17 protein-coding genes are annotated in these 15,775 nt (G+C 63.6%); 8 read left to right on the plus strand and 9 right to left on the minus strand.

The genetic code is table 11. The features are described from left to right. Nucleotides 1-4: 4 nt before the first annotated feature. The 5 genes from ACO06J_RS15960 to ACO06J_RS15980 form a co-directional block, all read right to left on the minus strand. On the minus strand, nucleotides 5-799 hold the full coding sequence (locus ACO06J_RS15960; RefSeq protein WP_421761703.1) for an ABC transporter ATP-binding protein: 795 nt from the start codon (nucleotides 797-799) through the stop codon (nucleotides 5-7). 11 nt (nucleotides 800-810) lie between these two features. Continuing rightward, on the minus strand, nucleotides 811-1,692 hold the full coding sequence (gene ntrB, locus ACO06J_RS15965) for a nitrate ABC transporter permease (RefSeq protein ID WP_421761704.1): 882 nt from the start codon (nucleotides 1,690-1,692) through the stop codon (nucleotides 811-813). 76 nt (nucleotides 1,693-1,768) lie between these two features. Continuing rightward, the gene (locus tag ACO06J_RS15970; protein ID WP_421761705.1) at nucleotides 1,769-3,067 is read right to left on the minus strand and encodes a CmpA/NrtA family ABC transporter substrate-binding protein; all 1,299 of its coding nucleotides are present in this window, start codon (nucleotides 3,065-3,067) and stop codon (nucleotides 1,769-1,771) included. A 364-nt stretch (nucleotides 3,068-3,431) separates the two neighbouring features. Then, on the minus strand, nucleotides 3,432-4,646 hold the full coding sequence (locus tag ACO06J_RS15975; protein ID WP_421761706.1) for a CmpA/NrtA family ABC transporter substrate-binding protein: 1,215 nt from the start codon (nucleotides 4,644-4,646) through the stop codon (nucleotides 3,432-3,434). A gap of 7 nt (nucleotides 4,647-4,653) precedes the next feature. Next, entirely contained in the window at nucleotides 4,654-5,244 is a 591-nt protein-coding gene (locus ACO06J_RS15980; protein ID WP_421761707.1) for an ANTAR domain-containing response regulator, read from the minus strand. Nucleotides 5,245-5,371: 127 nt separating this feature from the next. On the opposite strand from ACO06J_RS15980, the gene ACO06J_RS15985 reads away from it, so the two are divergent. Next, on the plus strand, nucleotides 5,372-5,671 hold the full coding sequence (locus ACO06J_RS15985; RefSeq protein ID WP_421761708.1) for a DUF1858 domain-containing protein: 300 nt from the start codon (nucleotides 5,372-5,374) through the stop codon (nucleotides 5,669-5,671). Here the strand turns inward: ACO06J_RS15985 and ACO06J_RS15990 are convergent. The 3 genes from ACO06J_RS15990 to ACO06J_RS16000 all read right to left on the minus strand — a co-directional run bounded on the left by ACO06J_RS15990 (nucleotide 5,666) and on the right by ACO06J_RS16000 (nucleotide 7,465). Beyond that, entirely contained in the window at nucleotides 5,666-6,322 is a 657-nt protein-coding gene (locus tag ACO06J_RS15990) for a Crp/Fnr family transcriptional regulator (protein ID WP_421762527.1), read from the minus strand. The genes ACO06J_RS15985 and ACO06J_RS15990 overlap by 6 nt on opposite strands. A 169-nt stretch (nucleotides 6,323-6,491) precedes the next feature. Further along, nucleotides 6,492-6,947 carry a pseudoazurin gene (locus ACO06J_RS15995; protein ID WP_421761709.1) on the minus strand — a complete coding sequence of 152 codons (456 nt, stop codon included), beginning with the start codon at nucleotides 6,945-6,947 and terminating at the stop codon, nucleotides 6,492-6,494. A gap of 71 nt (nucleotides 6,948-7,018) precedes the next feature. Further along, complete coding sequence (locus tag ACO06J_RS16000; protein ID WP_421761710.1) at nucleotides 7,019-7,465, minus strand: pseudoazurin; 447 nt, start codon at nucleotides 7,463-7,465, stop codon at nucleotides 7,019-7,021. 225 nt (nucleotides 7,466-7,690) lie between these two features. Here ACO06J_RS16000 and nirK point away from each other — a divergent pair, with 225 nt between their 5' ends. The 6 genes from nirK (at nucleotide 7,691) to ACO06J_RS16030 (ending at nucleotide 13,480) form a co-directional block, all read left to right on the plus strand. Further along, nucleotides 7,691-8,836 carry a copper-containing nitrite reductase gene (nirK, locus tag ACO06J_RS16005; protein WP_421761711.1) on the plus strand — a complete coding sequence of 382 codons (1,146 nt, stop codon included), beginning with the start codon at nucleotides 7,691-7,693 and terminating at the stop codon, nucleotides 8,834-8,836. 59 nt (nucleotides 8,837-8,895) lie between these two features. Next, entirely contained in the window at nucleotides 8,896-9,789 is an 894-nt protein-coding gene (locus ACO06J_RS16010; protein ID WP_421761712.1) for an SUMF1/EgtB/PvdO family nonheme iron enzyme, read from the plus strand. Between the two features lie 317 nt (nucleotides 9,790-10,106). Next, complete coding sequence (locus tag ACO06J_RS16015; RefSeq protein WP_421761713.1) at nucleotides 10,107-11,354, plus strand: hypothetical protein; 1,248 nt, start codon at nucleotides 10,107-10,109, stop codon at nucleotides 11,352-11,354. A gap of 53 nt (nucleotides 11,355-11,407) precedes the next feature. Beyond that, entirely contained in the window at nucleotides 11,408-11,566 is a 159-nt protein-coding gene (locus tag ACO06J_RS16020; RefSeq protein ID WP_421761714.1) for a hypothetical protein, read from the plus strand. A gap of 10 nt (nucleotides 11,567-11,576) precedes the next feature. Next, nucleotides 11,577-12,770: a YcaO-like family protein gene (locus ACO06J_RS16025; RefSeq protein WP_421761715.1), complete on the plus strand. Its 1,194-nt coding sequence runs from the start codon at nucleotides 11,577-11,579 to the stop codon at nucleotides 12,768-12,770. Then, on the plus strand, nucleotides 12,767-13,480 hold the full coding sequence (locus ACO06J_RS16030; protein ID WP_421761716.1) for a TfuA-like protein: 714 nt from the start codon (nucleotides 12,767-12,769) through the stop codon (nucleotides 13,478-13,480). The genes ACO06J_RS16025 and ACO06J_RS16030 overlap by 4 nt, the downstream gene beginning before the upstream one ends. Here ACO06J_RS16030 and ACO06J_RS16035 read toward each other — a convergent pair. After that, on the minus strand, nucleotides 13,477-14,547 hold the full coding sequence (locus ACO06J_RS16035) for a phosphotriesterase family protein (RefSeq protein WP_421761717.1): 1,071 nt from the start codon (nucleotides 14,545-14,547) through the stop codon (nucleotides 13,477-13,479). The genes ACO06J_RS16030 and ACO06J_RS16035 overlap by 4 nt on opposite strands. A 195-nt stretch (nucleotides 14,548-14,742) precedes the next feature. Here ACO06J_RS16035 and ACO06J_RS16040 point away from each other — a divergent pair, with 195 nt between their 5' ends. Then, a complete protein-coding gene (locus tag ACO06J_RS16040; protein WP_421761718.1) occupies nucleotides 14,743-15,741 on the plus strand; it encodes a bile acid:sodium symporter family protein in 999 nt (332 codons plus the stop codon). The last annotated feature ends 34 nt before the right edge of the window (nucleotides 15,742-15,775 follow it).

Genomic DNA, 15,775 nt, shown 5'->3' on the forward strand with positions numbered 1-15,775 from the left:
GTCATTACGCAGCCTCAACAAAGCGGTGACGCTCGTAGAGGAACTTGAGCACGGCCTCGCGGCTCTTCAGGTACCCGCGGTCCGCTGCCAGCTCCAGCCGCCGGCGCGGCCGGGGCAGTGCGATCTCAAGGATCTCGCCGATATGGGCAGAGGGGCCGTTGCTCATCATGACGATCCGGTCGGAGAGCAGTACGGCCTCATCCACATCATGGGTGATCATGATCATGGTGTTGTTGAGCCGGTCGTGAATTTCCATCACCGCATCCTGCAGGTGGGCGCGGGTCAGCGCGTCGAGGGCGCCGAAAGGCTCGTCGAGGAGCAGGATCTTTGGCTCCATGGCGAGCGCGCGGGCAATGCCGACGCGCTGCTTCATGCCGCCGGAAATCTCGCCCGGACGCTTGTTGGCCGCATGGGCCATCTGCACTAGGTCAAGGTTGCGCATGATCCAGTCGTGGCGCTCGGACTTGCTGCGGGTCTTGCCGAAGACCTTGGTGACGGCAAGGGCAACGTTTTCGTAGACGGTGAGCCAGGGCAGCAGCGAATGGTTCTGGAACACCACCGCACGCTCAGGCCCGGGGGCGTTCACGGTCTTGCCTTCAAGGAAGATGGCGCCCGAGGTGACTTCGGTGAGCCCGGCGACGAGGTTGAGCAAGGTCGACTTGCCGCAGCCCGAGTGGCCGATGATCGAGACCACTTCGCCCTCGCCGATTTCGAGCGAAATGTCCTTGAGAACTTCGGAGCGGACGCCGTTCCGTTCGAAGGCTTTGTCGACGTGATCGATTTTCAGGTAGGCGGTCATTGCGCTCTCCCTCAGTTCGCGGTCGTGCCGCGGGTGACGAAGGCGCCGAAGCCGGCAACGAGGCGATCGAGCACAAAGCCGACCACGCCGATATAGACCAGCGCCACGATGATATCGGGCAGGCGGGAAGAGTTCCACGCATCCCAGATGAAGAAACCAATGCCGACGCCGCCGGTGAGCATTTCGGCAGCAACGATGGCCAGCCAGCTGAGCCCGATGCCGATACGCAGCCCGGTGAAGATGTAGGGCGCTGCGGCCGGCACCATGATGCCGAAGAAGAACTCGATCGCGTTGAGCTGCAGGATGCGGGCGACGTTGCGGTAGTCGTCGGGGATCTGGCGCACGCCAACGGCGGTGTTGATGATGACCGGCCAGACCGAGGTGATGAAGATCACGAAGATCGCCGACGGATGGCTGTCGCGGAACGCCGCGAGAGATAGAGGTAGCCAGGCCAGTGGCGGCACGGTGCGCAGCACCTGAAAGATCGGATCGAGACCGCGCATGGCCCAGACAGACTGGCCAACAAACGCGCCCAGCAGCACGCCAACAACGGCAGCCAGCCCAAAGCCGACGGCCACCCGCTGCAGCGACGCGAAGATGCGCCAGGCGAGGCCGATGTCGCCATTGCCGTAGTCGAAGAACGGATTGATGATCAACTCGCCCGCCTGCTCCCAGACCAGCGAAGGCGGCGGCAGCGAGGCGCCTGGTGAGCCACAGGCGATCTGCCAGACCAGCAAGAGCAGCGCGATGACCATGAGCGGCGGCACCACCGCATGGACGACGCTCATCCCAAGCTTGCGCCAGTTCCGCTTCGGGGCAGATCGGGCGGGGAAGGAAAATACCTTCGCCTGTTTCGCCGGTGATGTCGTTTCGATTTGGGCCTCTGCACTCATGGTCTCAGGTCCGATGCTTTGGATATTCAGGAAAGAGCGGCGCCGGGCCGGATGACCCGGCGCCCAGTCAGGGACGTCAGGCGAGAGCCTTGATGGTGAGGCTATCGAGATAGGCGGACGGGTTTTCGGGATCGAAGATCTTGCCGTCGAAGAAGGTTTCCGGCCCGCGTGAAGTGGAGGTCGGAATGTCGGCTTCCACCACGCCCAACGTCTTGGCCGCATCGCGCCAGAGGTCTTCGCGGTTGACCTTATCGACCAGCGCCTTCACGTCGGTGGTGGCAGGCAGATAACCCCAGCGGATGTCCTCGGTGAGGAACCAGGCGTCGTGGCTCTTGAAGGGATAGGATGTGTGGTCCTTCCAGAACTTCATTTCGAGCCCGGTGGCGGTGGCGACGCGGCCATTGCCGTAGTTGATGTCGCCCTTGAGGCGGCCGGCCACGTCGGCGGGCGGCACGTTGAACCAGCCGCGCTTGCCAAGAATCTGGGCCAGTTCATCCTTGTTTTCCATAGCATCGGCCCATTGCTGGGCCTCCATCACTGCCATCAGGATGGCGCGGACGGTATTGGGATTGGCGGCAATGAAATCGTCACGCAGGCCGAGCGCCTTTTCGGGGTGATGCTTCCAGATCTCCCCGGTGGTCGCGGCGGTGAAGCCGATCCCCTGGTTGACCAGCTGCTCGTTCCACGGTTCGCCCACGCAGAAGGCATCCATGTTGCCAACCTTCATGTTGGCGACCATTTGCGGGGGCGGCACGGTGATGGTGGACACATCGACATTGGGGTCGATGCCGGCTGCGGCGAGCCAATAGCGGACCCAGAGGTCATGCGTGCCGCCGGGAAAGGTCATGGCGACGCTCGCCGGGGTTCCGGCAGCTTTCTTGGCCGCAAAGACTTCCTTGAGCGGAGTGGCATCGAGACCGACGCCGACATCCTTGTAGGCCTGCGAGACCGAGATGCCCTGGCTGTCATAGTTCAGCCGCGCGATGATCGACATCGGCAGCGGCTGGTTGTTCTGCGTCACCTTGCCGGTAGCCATCAGGTAGGGCAGTGGCGACAGGATATGAGCGCCGTCGATGCCGTTCGCGGCACCACCAAGGACCAGATTGTCCCGAGTAGCGCCCCAACTGGCCTGCTTCAGCACTTCAACATCGGGCACGCCATACTTGGCAAAGAGCCCCATTTCCTTGGCGATGATCAGCGGTGCGGCATCGGTCAGGGCGATGAAGCCCAGCTTGGCGCCAGTCACTTCGGGTCCCGCAGCTTGCGCAAAGGCTCCCGAGGGGAAAAGCGTCCGGGCGGCAGCGAGGGTGGCTGCGGCGGCTGTGGACCCAGTCAGAAAAAGGCGGCGATTCAGCGTCGGCACTTTGGTCGGCATAGGGTTCTCCGGTGTTGCTCACTTCGGCGCCGTCCGGTGCCCCTCGATGCCCCAAAACAAAAAGGCCGCCAGCAGGTATTGCGCGCTGGTTCGAAAACCAGGTGCAGTCCTGTTGGCAGCCTTGCCTGTAAGGGAGCGCCCATCGTTGGACGCCGAAGTGATCGCGATCTCTCGCTTCGAAACTAGATATGCAACCGTCGTGCCAGAATGACGAGCACGCCGAATTTCCTGCTGAATCAGGGCTTTGCTGGAATCAGGCGAGCGCGGCAATGCGCGGGCTTCGCACGGGCGCAGACTATACCACAGCCAATGCGATCAATTTATAGGCAATACCAGTTCTTGCCTATTGTCTGCACAGACCGGCTTAGGCGCTGCGTTGCGCAGCGATATAGGCGTCGATCAGCAGTGGGTCGAATACCTGCTCGTCAAAGAATCCATCCGGACCGAGGCTGAGCGTGCCGCGCATCACGCCGACCGGAGTTGGCCGCAGCAACGCGCCTTCAACCTTGGCGTTAGCGGACGGTACGGCCACGCCCAGCGGCGCGATCGCGGCTCGATAGAGATCCGGGCGATAGCTCGCCGCGGCGCGGTCGGCGTTGTCGGCGCTGTGCTCGACATGCCCCCACCGCACCATCTGGGTGTAGAACCACAGCGCGTGACTGCTCCAGGGGAAGGTCGCGGCACGGGCGTGCGGGATGAAAAAGTCCTCGACGAGCAATTCGGTGCCGCCACCCGCCGCGAGACGTCCAGACAGCCCGCGCTCCAACAGGGTGGCCGGTAGCCCCAGATAGGCCGGGCGCGCGAGGATCGTCGCAGCGTCCCAATGGTTTTCCGGGTTCTCGCTCCACTCGGAGGCGCGATAGAGCGCCCGCAGCAGCGCTGAGAGCGGCTCGGCATTGTGGGCGGCCCAGCGCTCGCTGGCGCCGAGGACCTTTTCCGGGCTTGAGCGCCATATCGCTGCCTTGACCGTGGCGATCCTGGCTTTACCGGTTTCGACACCCACCGAGCTCCAGGGCTCGCCGACGCAATAGCCATCGATGGCACCGGCGGAAAGCGCGTCTGGCAGAAGCGCCGGCGGCAATACGACGATCTCGACATCCTGATCCGGATCGATGCCGCTGCCCCGCAGCCAATAGCGCAACTCGTAGTTGTGGCCCGAATAGGGGTGCACAACGCCAAACGTCAGCTTCTTGCCACCCGCCGCCACCACCTTGGCAAGCGCCGCGCCGGTGGAGCGCGCATCGAAATCGGCGCTGGCGCCGTATTCGGCGAGGCGCTCCCATAGCGGCATGCTCACGGTAACCGCGTTGCCACCAAGCCCCAGCGCCATCGGCGCGATCACTGCCGTCGCGATAGGTGTCAACCCAAGTGCGGAGGCGATCGGCATGGGCGCCAGCATATGGGCGACGTCGAAATGGCCAACCGCCACCCGGTCGCGAATATTGGCCCAGGAGGTTTCGCGGGTCAGCGTCAGGGCAATGCCTTCGGCCTCGGCAAAGCCGCGCTCGCGGGCAATGATCAGCAGCATGCTGTCGAGCAGCGGTAGGAATCCGGCAGTGATCTCGTGTGTGGGGGCCATGGCGGTTCTAGGGCTCCATCAGACTGGCTGCGGTCACAAGGCTCTGGGCAATATCGACGAGCTTGCGGTTCTGGTTCATCGCAGTGCGGCGCAGCAGCGCGTAGGCGTCTGCCTCGGCCAGCCCGCGCGTCTTCAACAGGATTGCCTTGGCCGCATCGATGATGCGCCGGTCCTCAAGTTCACCGCGTGCGGCTTCCAGTTCCCGCGACAGCCGGGCGAACGCATTGAACCGGATGACGGCCATGTCGAGGATCGATTTCACCCGCTCCTTTTTCAGTCCATCCACCACATAGGCCGAAACGCCCGCCTCAACTGACGCCGCAATAGCCGCAGCATCCGAGCGATCAACGAACATCGCGATCGGGCGGCGCAGGGCGCGACTGAGTGAGAAGAAGTGCTCGAGACGATCGCGATTGGGGTTTTCGAGATCGATGACGACCACATCGGGCATCGACTGTTCGATCACCCGGGCCACCGCATTTATGTCATGCAAGACCGTGACTCGTCGATGGCCAGCCTCATGCAGCCCCTCCTCGATGATCGAGGCTCGAATGCGATTCTCGTCGATCACCAGAATGGACAGGTCTTCATGCAGCATCTGCTGAGTTACCCTCGCTGAGCCAGGGAACTCAATAGCACCGCCTGCATGGCTTGGCCGCGCAGGAAGCACAGGGCGGCCACCGCGAGCAGGAGTCTCCACAATGGGTCGAGGCAGGCGGTGCCCGTTGTCCCGCACCATTGCCGTGGTCTTTGCCCTGGCTCAACGAGCTTGTGCGTTGCCCGCACTATCGTTGCTGGCAGAAAGTGAGGCGCCGAACATGGTGACGCACTCGATCGACAATCTGCCGGTAGCCGAGATCATGGCCCGCTGGCCAGGCACCATTCGAGTATTCATTGCTCTCGACATGCACTGCGTAGGGTGCCCGATTTCCATCTTCCATACCCTTGCCGAGGCCGCTGCCGAGCATCAGCTTGATGCGAAACTGCTGTTTGCGGCCATCCTGGAGGCGACAGGTCGGCTATAGCAGTCCGGGCGTTATTCCGTCGGCGATCAGCAGCAGCTTGTGCGGCTCGCGCAGCAGCAGCTTCTGCCGCCCGCCTTCCACCAGTCCAGCGGCCTCCCAGGCCGTCAGGATACGGGACACGGTGTGAAGGGTCGTGCCACTCATTTCGGCAATGTCCTGCTTTGAGACCGGAAAATCGATACGGATCCCGCCCAGCTCTTTCTTGCCCGATTGGTGGCCCAGCCGCAGCACTGTGTGGGCGACCCGGCGCTCCACCTCTTCGGTCGCCATCTCCCGGATCCGCGCCTGCGCCTCCTGCAATCGGCTACCCATGGTTTGGATCGCATTCACCGCCAGCGCGGGGTGGCTCTTCATGAACACGTCCCACAGCGCCATCGGCCACGCCAGCGTGAGACTTTCGACCATCGCCGTTGCCGTTCCGGGATAGTCCGGACGCCTGAGCGCCTTGGCGATGCCGAACAGATCACCCGGAACCACCATCCGCACGATCACCTGCTGGCCCTCGGCGGTCACCTGCGTCACTCGCAGCTTGCCGTTAAGCAAGACGAAGAACCGGTCCGCCGTTTCACCCTGCTCGAACACGGCGCCGCCGGCGTCATATCTGAGGCTCGCAGCCGAGCTCAGAATGTCGTCAAGTTCATCGGCCCCCATTGACGCAAAAAGCGGCAGAGATTGCACCAGCGCTCGATTGATCCTGCCCGACACGCCACGCCCCCCTTGCAGCCTGCACCTTGCTACAGGCTCCCGGTCCGTCGTGGCAACAACGCAAACGGGGGCCGCGCGTGCATCGCGCTGCCCCCGTTCTGCAGTCAGTCCGCCCTCAACGGCGCGGCGAGGTCTTGGCGTAAAGCTCCATCATCCGCGCCTGTGCCTTGCCGGGCAGGCGCACATTCATCAGGTCGTTGAGGTTCGAGCGATCGTTCCCCACCTGGATCAGACCAACCATGCCCATGTTGAAATGCGGAAAGCACTTGAACCCGTAGAGCCCTTTCACGGTTAGCGTGACGGTGAACTGCTCGTTGGTCTTGCCCTTCCACGTCTCCGCATCGGCGGGGATCATGTCGAGGATCGTCTCGGCATTGTGCCCCTTGTCGACCGGAATGAAGGTCACCGTGTCGCCCGGCTCAACCTGGAGGAACGACGGGGAAAAGCCCATCGATCGCCCATCCGTCCCCTTGTTGAGCATCAGCACCTCAAAATTGGCTGCTGATGCCACCCCGGTTATTCCGAGCACCGCCAGTGCAGTTAACCCTGCCAATACAGTTCGCTTCTTCATCTCGTTCGCCTCCTCGGAAAATGGGTTGCGGCGCTAGCGGAGCTTGGGGCTCCGGAAGCGCCAGCCGTCAATCACTGCGCCGCGAGCAGTGCAAACGCGGCGTCGAACCGGGCCTGCGCCGGCTTGGGATTTTTCACCGCCTTGACCGCGTCCAGGTTGGCCGGCGCATCGCCGACGATCACCAGGGCCACCATGCCCATGGTATAGTGTGGGGCGCATTTGAAGCCGTAGGCGCCTGGCACCGTGAAGGTGATCACCGTCTCTTCGCTGGCCTTGCCCTTGGTAGGCTCGGCACCATCCGGAAGCATGCCCTTGATGGTTTCGACATTGTGGCTCTTGTCGGTGGGGATGAACGTCACCGTGTCGCCAACTGCCACTTTGGTCAGCGCGGGCTCGAACACCATGGCGCCATCGGCGCCCTTGTTGAGCATCTGCACCTCGAAATTGGCGGCCATCGCCGGTGCTGCCATCAAAACCAATGCTGCTGCCGCAAGGACCCTGAGCATTTTCATCGTCATCTCCTGATTGGTGGACCAGCACACGCCAGTCTGATGGCCGGTGATGTGCGCCTTTCACCCGTGCCGCTCTTTGATGCGGCTCAAACAGCGGAGCGATTGCGCTGGCAGGCAGATCAGCAAAGCGCTCCGCGTTTGCGCCATCGCAAAGAGCACCCTGCGTCATCGCTCTATGCACCATCAGCACCGGACGACTGATCGTTCGCGAGCACACCAAGGAGAAACAAAATGGACGCCGCCAAGGCCATCACCGTATCGCGCAGGACGCTGCTTGCGGGGGCCGCTATTGTCGGCGCCATGGGTGCAGCTCTAGCGAGTGTCCCCGCACAAGCAGAAGAAGCGGCGCCAACTGCCGGCCCCGCTCCGGATCTCGCGAGCCTCCCGCGCGTGAAGGTTGATCTCGTCGCGCCGCCCTTCGTCCACCCGCACGACCAGGTCGCCGTCGGCGGCCCAAAGGTCATACAGTTCACCATGACCATCGAGGAGAAATCGCTGGTCATCGATGACTACGGCACGACCGTGCAGGCTCTCACCTATAACGGCAGTGTTCCCGGCCCGATCATGGTGGTGCACCAGGACGACTATGTCGAGCTGACGCTCATCAACCCCGAAACCAACACGCTGCAGCACAACATCGATTTCCACGCCTCGACGGGCGCGCTCGGTGGCGGCGGGCTGACGCTGATCAATCCCGGCGAGCAGGTTGTGCTGCGCTTCCGCGCCACCCGCGCCGGCGCCTTCGTCTACCACTGCGCCCCCGGTGGCGCGATGATCCCGTGGCACGTCGTCTCGGGCATGAACGGCGCCATCCTGGTTCTGCCGCGCAACGGCCTCACCGACGCTGCTGGCAAGCCACTGGTCTATGACCGCATCTACTATGTCGGCGAACAGGATTTCTATATTCCCCGCGACGAGAACGGCGACTTCAAGACCTACGACTCCCCGTCGGATGGCTACGAGGACATGCGGGCCGTCATGCTCGGCCTCGTGCCCACCCACGAAGTCTTCAACGGCGCCGTCGGTGCACTCACCGGCGAGAATGCGCTGAAGGCCAAGGTCGGCGAAACTGTCCTGATCGTCCACTCGCAGGCCAACCGTGACACCCGCCCGCACCTGATCGGCGGCCATGGCGACAATGTCTGGCCCGGCGGCAAGTTCGCCAATGCACCCGATGTCGACCTCGAGACCTGGTTCATCGCCGGCGGTTCGGCAGGCGTTGCCTCCTACCGGTTCCTGCAGCCGGGCATATACGCCTATGTCAACCATAACTTGATCGAGGCTGTGGAACTGGGTGCCACCGCACACTTCAAGGTCGAAGGCGAGTGGGATCCCGACCTGATGACCCAGGTCGCTGCGCCCGGCCCGATCGCCTGACGCATCACGGAACCTGGTGGCCCGCTCAGGCGGGCCGCCGTGCTCTCAAGGAGGCCTCAATGCCCCTGGCGACTTCCGCCATCCGGCCGCTCGACTTGCTGCTTCCCGCGCTGCTGCTTGGCGGCCTTGTCGCCCTGCTCGGCGTCCAGACTGGCATATGGCAGGCCCTCCAGCCCACCAGTCCCGAACTTGCGCCCGCCGTCACCACCATCCCCGCCCACGCCTACAGCTACCGCCTCACCGGCGATTTCCTTCGCGATGGCATCCCTGTTGATGGCCCGCTGGTCAGCGAAACGCCCGCCCACCCGCTCGACATCATGACCTACCCCGTCAGCGCCGCCGACTACGCCCGCTGCGTCGCGTTTGCGGCCTGCCTTGCCGCCGAACCCCGCCGCCACAGCAAGGGCAACGTCCCTGTCACTGGCGTCAACTTCGGCGATGCGACTGCCTATGCGACCTGGCTCTCGGCGCAGACCGGCCAGACCTGGCGCCTGCCCACCGTCGCCGAATGGACCTTCGCCGCTGGCTCCAAAGCCAGCGACCCTGCACTGACGAGGAGCACCGACGCCACCAACCCAGCCGATCGCTGGCTCGCGCTCTATGAGAAAGAGGCCGCGCTCGGCGCCAATGCGCTGGCCGCACCCCAGCCGCTCGGCAGCTTCGGTACCAATGAATTCGGCGTCGCCGACCTCGCCGGCACGGTCTGGGAATGGACCACAACCTGTGGCAGCCGCACCAGCTTCGACGCCGCAGGCGCAACAGTCGGCCATCTCGACTCCTGCGGCGTGCGCTATCTCGAAGGCCGGCACCGCACCGCCGTCAGTGGCTTTATCCGCGACGCGCTCGCCGGCGGCTGCTCGTCCGGCACCCCGCCCGACAATCTCGGCTTCCGCCTCGTCCGCGATTGGCCCTGGTATCGCTCTTTGGCCTATCTCTGGAACCCCAACGCTTGAACCCACCGCACCTGATCGCGCCGCTTTATTGGTTCGATTTCGGGCGGCGATCGCTCAGTTCCGCCGCGTCCGACAGGCGATCGACGTGCGCTGGCGGGGCGCACCATCGGCCGCCGGCCTGCCCGCTTCTACGCGCATAACTGCAAGACTAAACACCCGATCCAAGTGTTTATTGCTATGCGATTCCTTGCCGCAGCTGCCTCCCACTGGTGATTTCAGGGCCAAAGCACGTTGTTACTTGCTGGAGCTTTGCGAGTGATCTAGCGTAGACTCAACGCCGGTAAACAGGTCGGCATTTTGTCAAGAACGGACTTTGCGTGGGCGAGCCGGAAGACGATCAGAAGACTCTGCAGAGTGCATCTGCAGCGCGAGGGGAACAGGCCAAGGCGCCGGGCATTCCGCGACTATTGGTGATTCCGCCGCTTGATGCGTCGCATCTTGCCGACGCACAAGACCTCGAAATTGCCCGCTCGCTCGTTACCGACCTGACGCTCACCCTCTGCCGCAGCCACTTTTATGAAGTGGTCGCCCCCTTCACGGCGTCCCAGATCAAGGCGGGTACGGATGACCGTGACACGGTTCCCGCCGACTATGTGGTCCGCACCGAACTGGTGATGTGTCACAAGCCGCTCCCCTATTCTGTGCTCACCATCGAAGTGCAGGCCGGCGGAACGGGTGAGAGCATTTATAGCAGCGAAGTGGAATTGCGCTCAGGCACGCTGCTGAGCCTCCACTACAGCCTCTGCGCCGTTCTGGTCGACCAGATCTGCGGGCAGATCGGCACGCGCGAAATCCTCAAATACCGCCGTACCGGCGCCGCCTCCGCTTACGTTCACTATCTGCTGGCAATGAAGCGCAGTGAGCGGAGCGATCTGACCTCGCTCTTGCGCGCACAGAAATCGCTGACCCGCTCGGTGCAGCTCTCGCCCGATTTCGTGCCCGCCCTCAGCCAGCTGGCACGCACCAAAACGCTCGAATGGCTGGAACGCGGCAGTGCCGACCGGTCGCTCTTGAGCGAAGCGATGCACCTGGCGCAGCGGGCCAACCGCTACGATCCCACCGATAGCGGCAGCCTCCGCGAAATCGGCCACTCGGCGCTCTACCTCCACAATCTCGATGCGGCGCTGTCGCACTACGAGGCGGCCGAGGCGCTGGCGCCGAACCATGCTGACCTCCTCGCCGACCAGGCCGACGTGCTGACCCACTTGTCGCGGCACGAGGATGCCGAGGCCAAGATTTCGCGCGCCCTGTCGCTCAATCCGCTGGCACCCGATGACTATTACTGGATCGGCGGCGCCGTCAGTTTCTTCCGCGGTCGCTACCGCGAAGCGCTTGGACGTTTGACCGCCATGCGCTCGCCCGGCCTCGCACTGCGACTGATGGCAGCCTGTGCGATCATGGATAACAATGTAGAAACGGCGACATTTTATCGTGAGCGTGCACTAGAGCGCGATCCGAGCTTTACGGTCGACAAGTGGACGAGCCTTTATCCTGAGCCAAACTCAGTTGATACTGCGCACTACTTGGATGCTTTAAGATTGGCGGGTTTTGCAACTCGGTCTTAACTGATCTTTAAATCGCGTATGTGCCTCCTAGTCGCGCTTTTAGGAGGCACAAAATGAACGCAATGACCGTTTCGCCCATTCTCGTAGACCACGACGCCGCCCTGCGCCCTGCTGATACCCAGGCTGTTTCGGACGCCAACCAGCGTTCCGCCGTCGCTGACTCGCTGCCGGCGATGCCTCGGATCCCCAGCCGCAAGTTCTATCGTCAGTAGCACTGGACTGGTGAGCGTCGCGCTCGCTGGGACGGACCAGGATTGGTGGGAACATGGCGAGCGCCGTGTTCCCGCCGATTTAACTGTTGCCCGGCTCCGGCCTCACCTTGCCGCCCTCGGGATTACACGCCTTGCTCGGCAGACCGGGCTCGACCGTGTCGGCATTCCCTGTTTTTCCGCCATCCGCCCCGCCGCGCTGACCCTCAGCGTCAGCCAGGGCAAGGGCGTCGATGATTTCAGCGCCATGGCCTCCGCGCTCATGGAAGCGGCCGAATTCGCCATTGCCGAACGTCCCGGTGTTGCGACCCGCCTCGCGACAACAGACGATCTCGCGCGCGCCGGTGCGGCTTGTGCCGATGTGCGGCACCTGATGGCCGAGGATTTGCCACCGGATCGCCCAATCCACTGGTTCGAGGGTGAAAGCTGGCCCAGTGGCACGCCCATCTTCCTCCCCGCCGACGCCCTCACCATCGGCACTACACCGGAAGACCTTCCCAGTATCAGCCGCAGCACCAACGGCCTCGCGTCCGGCAATACGCGCGAAGAAGCGCTGTTTCACGCCATCTCAGAGCTGCTCGAGCGCGACGCGACCTCGCTCTGGTCGCTCTTGGACAACCCTCGGCGCCGGGCCACCGAGTTTGCGCCCGAGGCCATCACCGAGCCGGAAGTGCGCGCCATGTGCGATGCCATCGGCGCTGCCGGGCTCGAACTGCGCCTCTTCGACCAGACCACCGATCTGGGCGTTCCCTGCGTAATGGCGGTGGTCCGCGAGCGCCCGATGGGCGGCGCGCGGATGTTCGACATGGCCGCCGGCTATGGCTGCCACCCCGTCGGGTCACGGGCTATCGCCCGCGCCATCACCGAGGCGGCGCAGACGCGGATCACCAATATCGCAGGTGGCCGAGACGACTTCCTCCCCGACGAGTATTTCGAAGGTGTCGATGAATCGACGCTGTTTCTCGCCGAGCCCCGTGCGGGCGATGCCGGCGCCCCGAGCTGGCTCGAGACCGGCACGCCCTTGCCGGAACTGCTTTCCCACCTCGCAGACCGCGTCGGGTCAGTGGCCAACCTCGCCTGGGCAGAGCTCGGTGGCGCGCCCTATGGCATTTCGGTGATCCGTGCGCTCTCAGATGTGCTTGAGGACCGCGAGACCAATATCAACTGGGTGCCGGGGCCCCGGGCCTTGCGGGTGCTCGGCCGATGAAAGTGTTGTTTATCGGCCCGTCGATTGCGAGCGTCAGCCCGGATATGAGTGGGCTCTACGTCCATCCACCCGCCATGCAGGGCGATATCGCCAAGGCTGTGCTGGCCGGCGCAACCGCGATTGGCCTTGTCGACGGCTATTTCGACGCCGTGGCGGCGCCGTGGCACAAGGAAATTCTCTACGCCCTCGATAGTGGCGTTGCGATGCTGGGCTCCTCCTCGATGGGAGCGCTACGGGCAGCAGAGTGCGCTGCATACGGCATGGTGCCGATAGGTGTGGTTGCCAATGCCTATGCCAGCGGCGCGCTGGACGACGATGCGGCGGTGGCCCTGACCCACGGCCCGGCCGAACTCGGCTATCCGCCGCTGACCGAGCCCATGGTCGATGTGGTGCCAACGCTTGAAAAGCTGCAGGCGCTTGGCCTAATGACAGAGGCTGATCACCACGCCATCCGCGACCACGCGGCCGCGATCTTTTTCAAGGATCGCACCGATGCGGCGATCTTCAGCGCCCCCGAGCACGCCGCGCTGCTCGCCGCCTATCGCGCACACCGGGTGAACCAGAAGGCGGAAGACGCGCTGCTGCTGATCGATGCGCTGAAGGCGCTCGACAATTTACGCGGCCCGACCACCGGGCTTAGCCCCTCGTCATCGCTGTTCGCCCGGCAGGTGCTGCCCGAGTTGTTGAAGAGCCAGACCGTCACTGCCTAGGCTCCAATGGTCTTCCTGAAGAAGGTGCGCGGGTTGTCGATCAGCATGCGATCGACGACCGCCCGGTCGACGCCGTGGCGCGCGAGCCGCGGGATGAAGTGTTTGAGGATATAGCCATAACCAAACCCGCCATAGCGGGTGAGCATGATCTTCAGGAACACATCCTGCGACAGCAGCAGCCGGTCGACGAGGCCCATATCGACCAGCGACCGGATGGCAGTGGCGTTCTGCTCGTCCGATGGCGACTGCGCATCCTGGTCGGCATAATAGTAGTCCATGCCGATCATGTCGTATTCGAGGAACGCGCCGCGCTCGGCCAGCGCCTTCTGGTAGCCGAGGTCCTCGTGGCTCGGGTTCATGTGGCAGAGGATGGTATGCCGCAAATCGGCGCCTTCGGCTTCGATCACGTCCAGCACCTGATGTGCCAGCCGCTCCCAGCCGGGCAGGTGGATCGAGAGCGGCACGCCGGTGATCTTTGACGCCCGCGCCGACGCGCGGAGCGACTTCCGCTCTTCGTCAGTGAAGTCACGGCTGATCCCCACCTCGCCGATGAAGCCGGGAAGGATCGGCGGCTGGGTCGCCCCGCCACCCACATCATTGACGAGATATTCGGTGACCTCGTCGAGATCCATGGCCTTGAGCCAATCGGGGTGCGTCCGCTCAAGATAGAACCCAGCTCCCATTACGATCTTCAGCCCCGAACGACGGCTGATTGCGGCGAGTTTTTCGGGGTCGCGGCCGATGCCGATATTGGTGGGGTCGACCACAGTATGCCCGCCCAGCACCTCGTAGCGCGCCAGTTCCGACAGCGCCGTCTCGGGATCGTCGAGCGAGAGATTGTCGCGGTTCATATAGGGGTTCATCCGCAGCTCGCCGATGATCTCCATGCTCACCGGCATTTCGCCGAGATGGCGCTCGTCGGGATGGCAGGGACATTGCCAGGATTTGCTGCCATCGAGCAGGATATGCTCGTGCATCAGTGTGACGCCCATGTCGTCCACCGGCACCGGTCCCAGAACCGTCATGACCTCTCCGGTCGTCACCCCGATCTTCACCCGATTGGTCATAGTCAGTCTGCCTTGTGGTCTGCTCTTGCGGTCGCTCCGTCCACAAGATCAAGCAGGGCGATTTTTGCAAGGCCCAGATTGTCGACAACCGCACCGAGAAGACGGTTTGGCCCGTTCCGGGGCTGGAGGGGCGGCCGGTCCTGCGCTATCGAATGAGAGCTGAAGCTGGCGGCATCCGCTGGTATGGAGTGCGCGATGTCCCTGGTTGCCCGGCTCAAGAAAATCGGCATCGACACCTATCTGCTGCTGCTCGCCGGCACGGTGCTGCTGGCCACCGTGCTGCCGGTCTCGGGCGATGCGGCAGTTTGGGTCAAAGCCATCTCGGTCTGGGCCGTGGCGCTGTTGTTCTTTCTTTATGGCGCGCGGCTCAACACCGCCGCCGTGGTGGCGGGCATCGCCAACTGGCGCCTGCAGGGCCTGGTGTTCCTCACCACCTATCTCGCCTTCCCGGTGATCGGGGTGGTGCTGGCGCTGCTCTTGTCGCCGTTCCTCGGGCCCTCGATCACCACGGGCCTGCTGTTCCTCGTCGTGCTCCCCTCAACGGTCAACTCCTCGATCGCCTTTACCGGCATGGCGCATGGCAATGTGCCGGCCTCGGTCTGCGCGGCGTCGGTCTCCAACCTTGTCGGTGTGTTCCTCACCCCGGCACTCGCGGCGCTGCTGCTCCACACCAAGGGCGGCGGGGTCAATGCAGATGCCATCGGCAGCATTGCGCTGCAGATCCTGTTGCCGTTTGCCGTCGGACAATTGCTGCATCGCTGGCTGGGCGGGTGGATCAGCCGCCACAAAGGGGTGACCCTGGTGGTCGATCGCGGCTCGATCCTGTTGATCGTTTATTCCGCCTTCAGCGCGGGCATGGTGGCGGGTGTCTGGCAGCAGCTCGACCTCGGGGCGCTGGCGCTGCTGTTTGCCGCCGATGCGGGGCTCCTGGCCCTGATCATGGTCGTCGTGGGGCTGATGTCACGGTTCGTGGGGCTGAAGCATGCCGACCGGATGACGCTGCTGTTTTGCGGCTCGACCAAGAGTCTGGCGAGCGGGGTGCCGATGGCCAATATCCTCTTCGTCGGCATGCCAGTCAGCCTGATCATTTTGCCGATCATGCTGTTCCATCAGATCCAGCTGTTCGTCTGCGCCATCATCGCCCAGCGCTGGGCTAACCGCATTGCAGCCGAGCCCGCCCTTGCCACCCAGTAGAATGCAGAAGGCCGGCCCCATTGGACCGGCCTTC

The organism is Devosia sp. (assembly GCF_965229025.1).
Classification (GTDB): domain Bacteria; phylum Pseudomonadota; class Alphaproteobacteria; order Rhizobiales; family Devosiaceae; genus Devosia_A.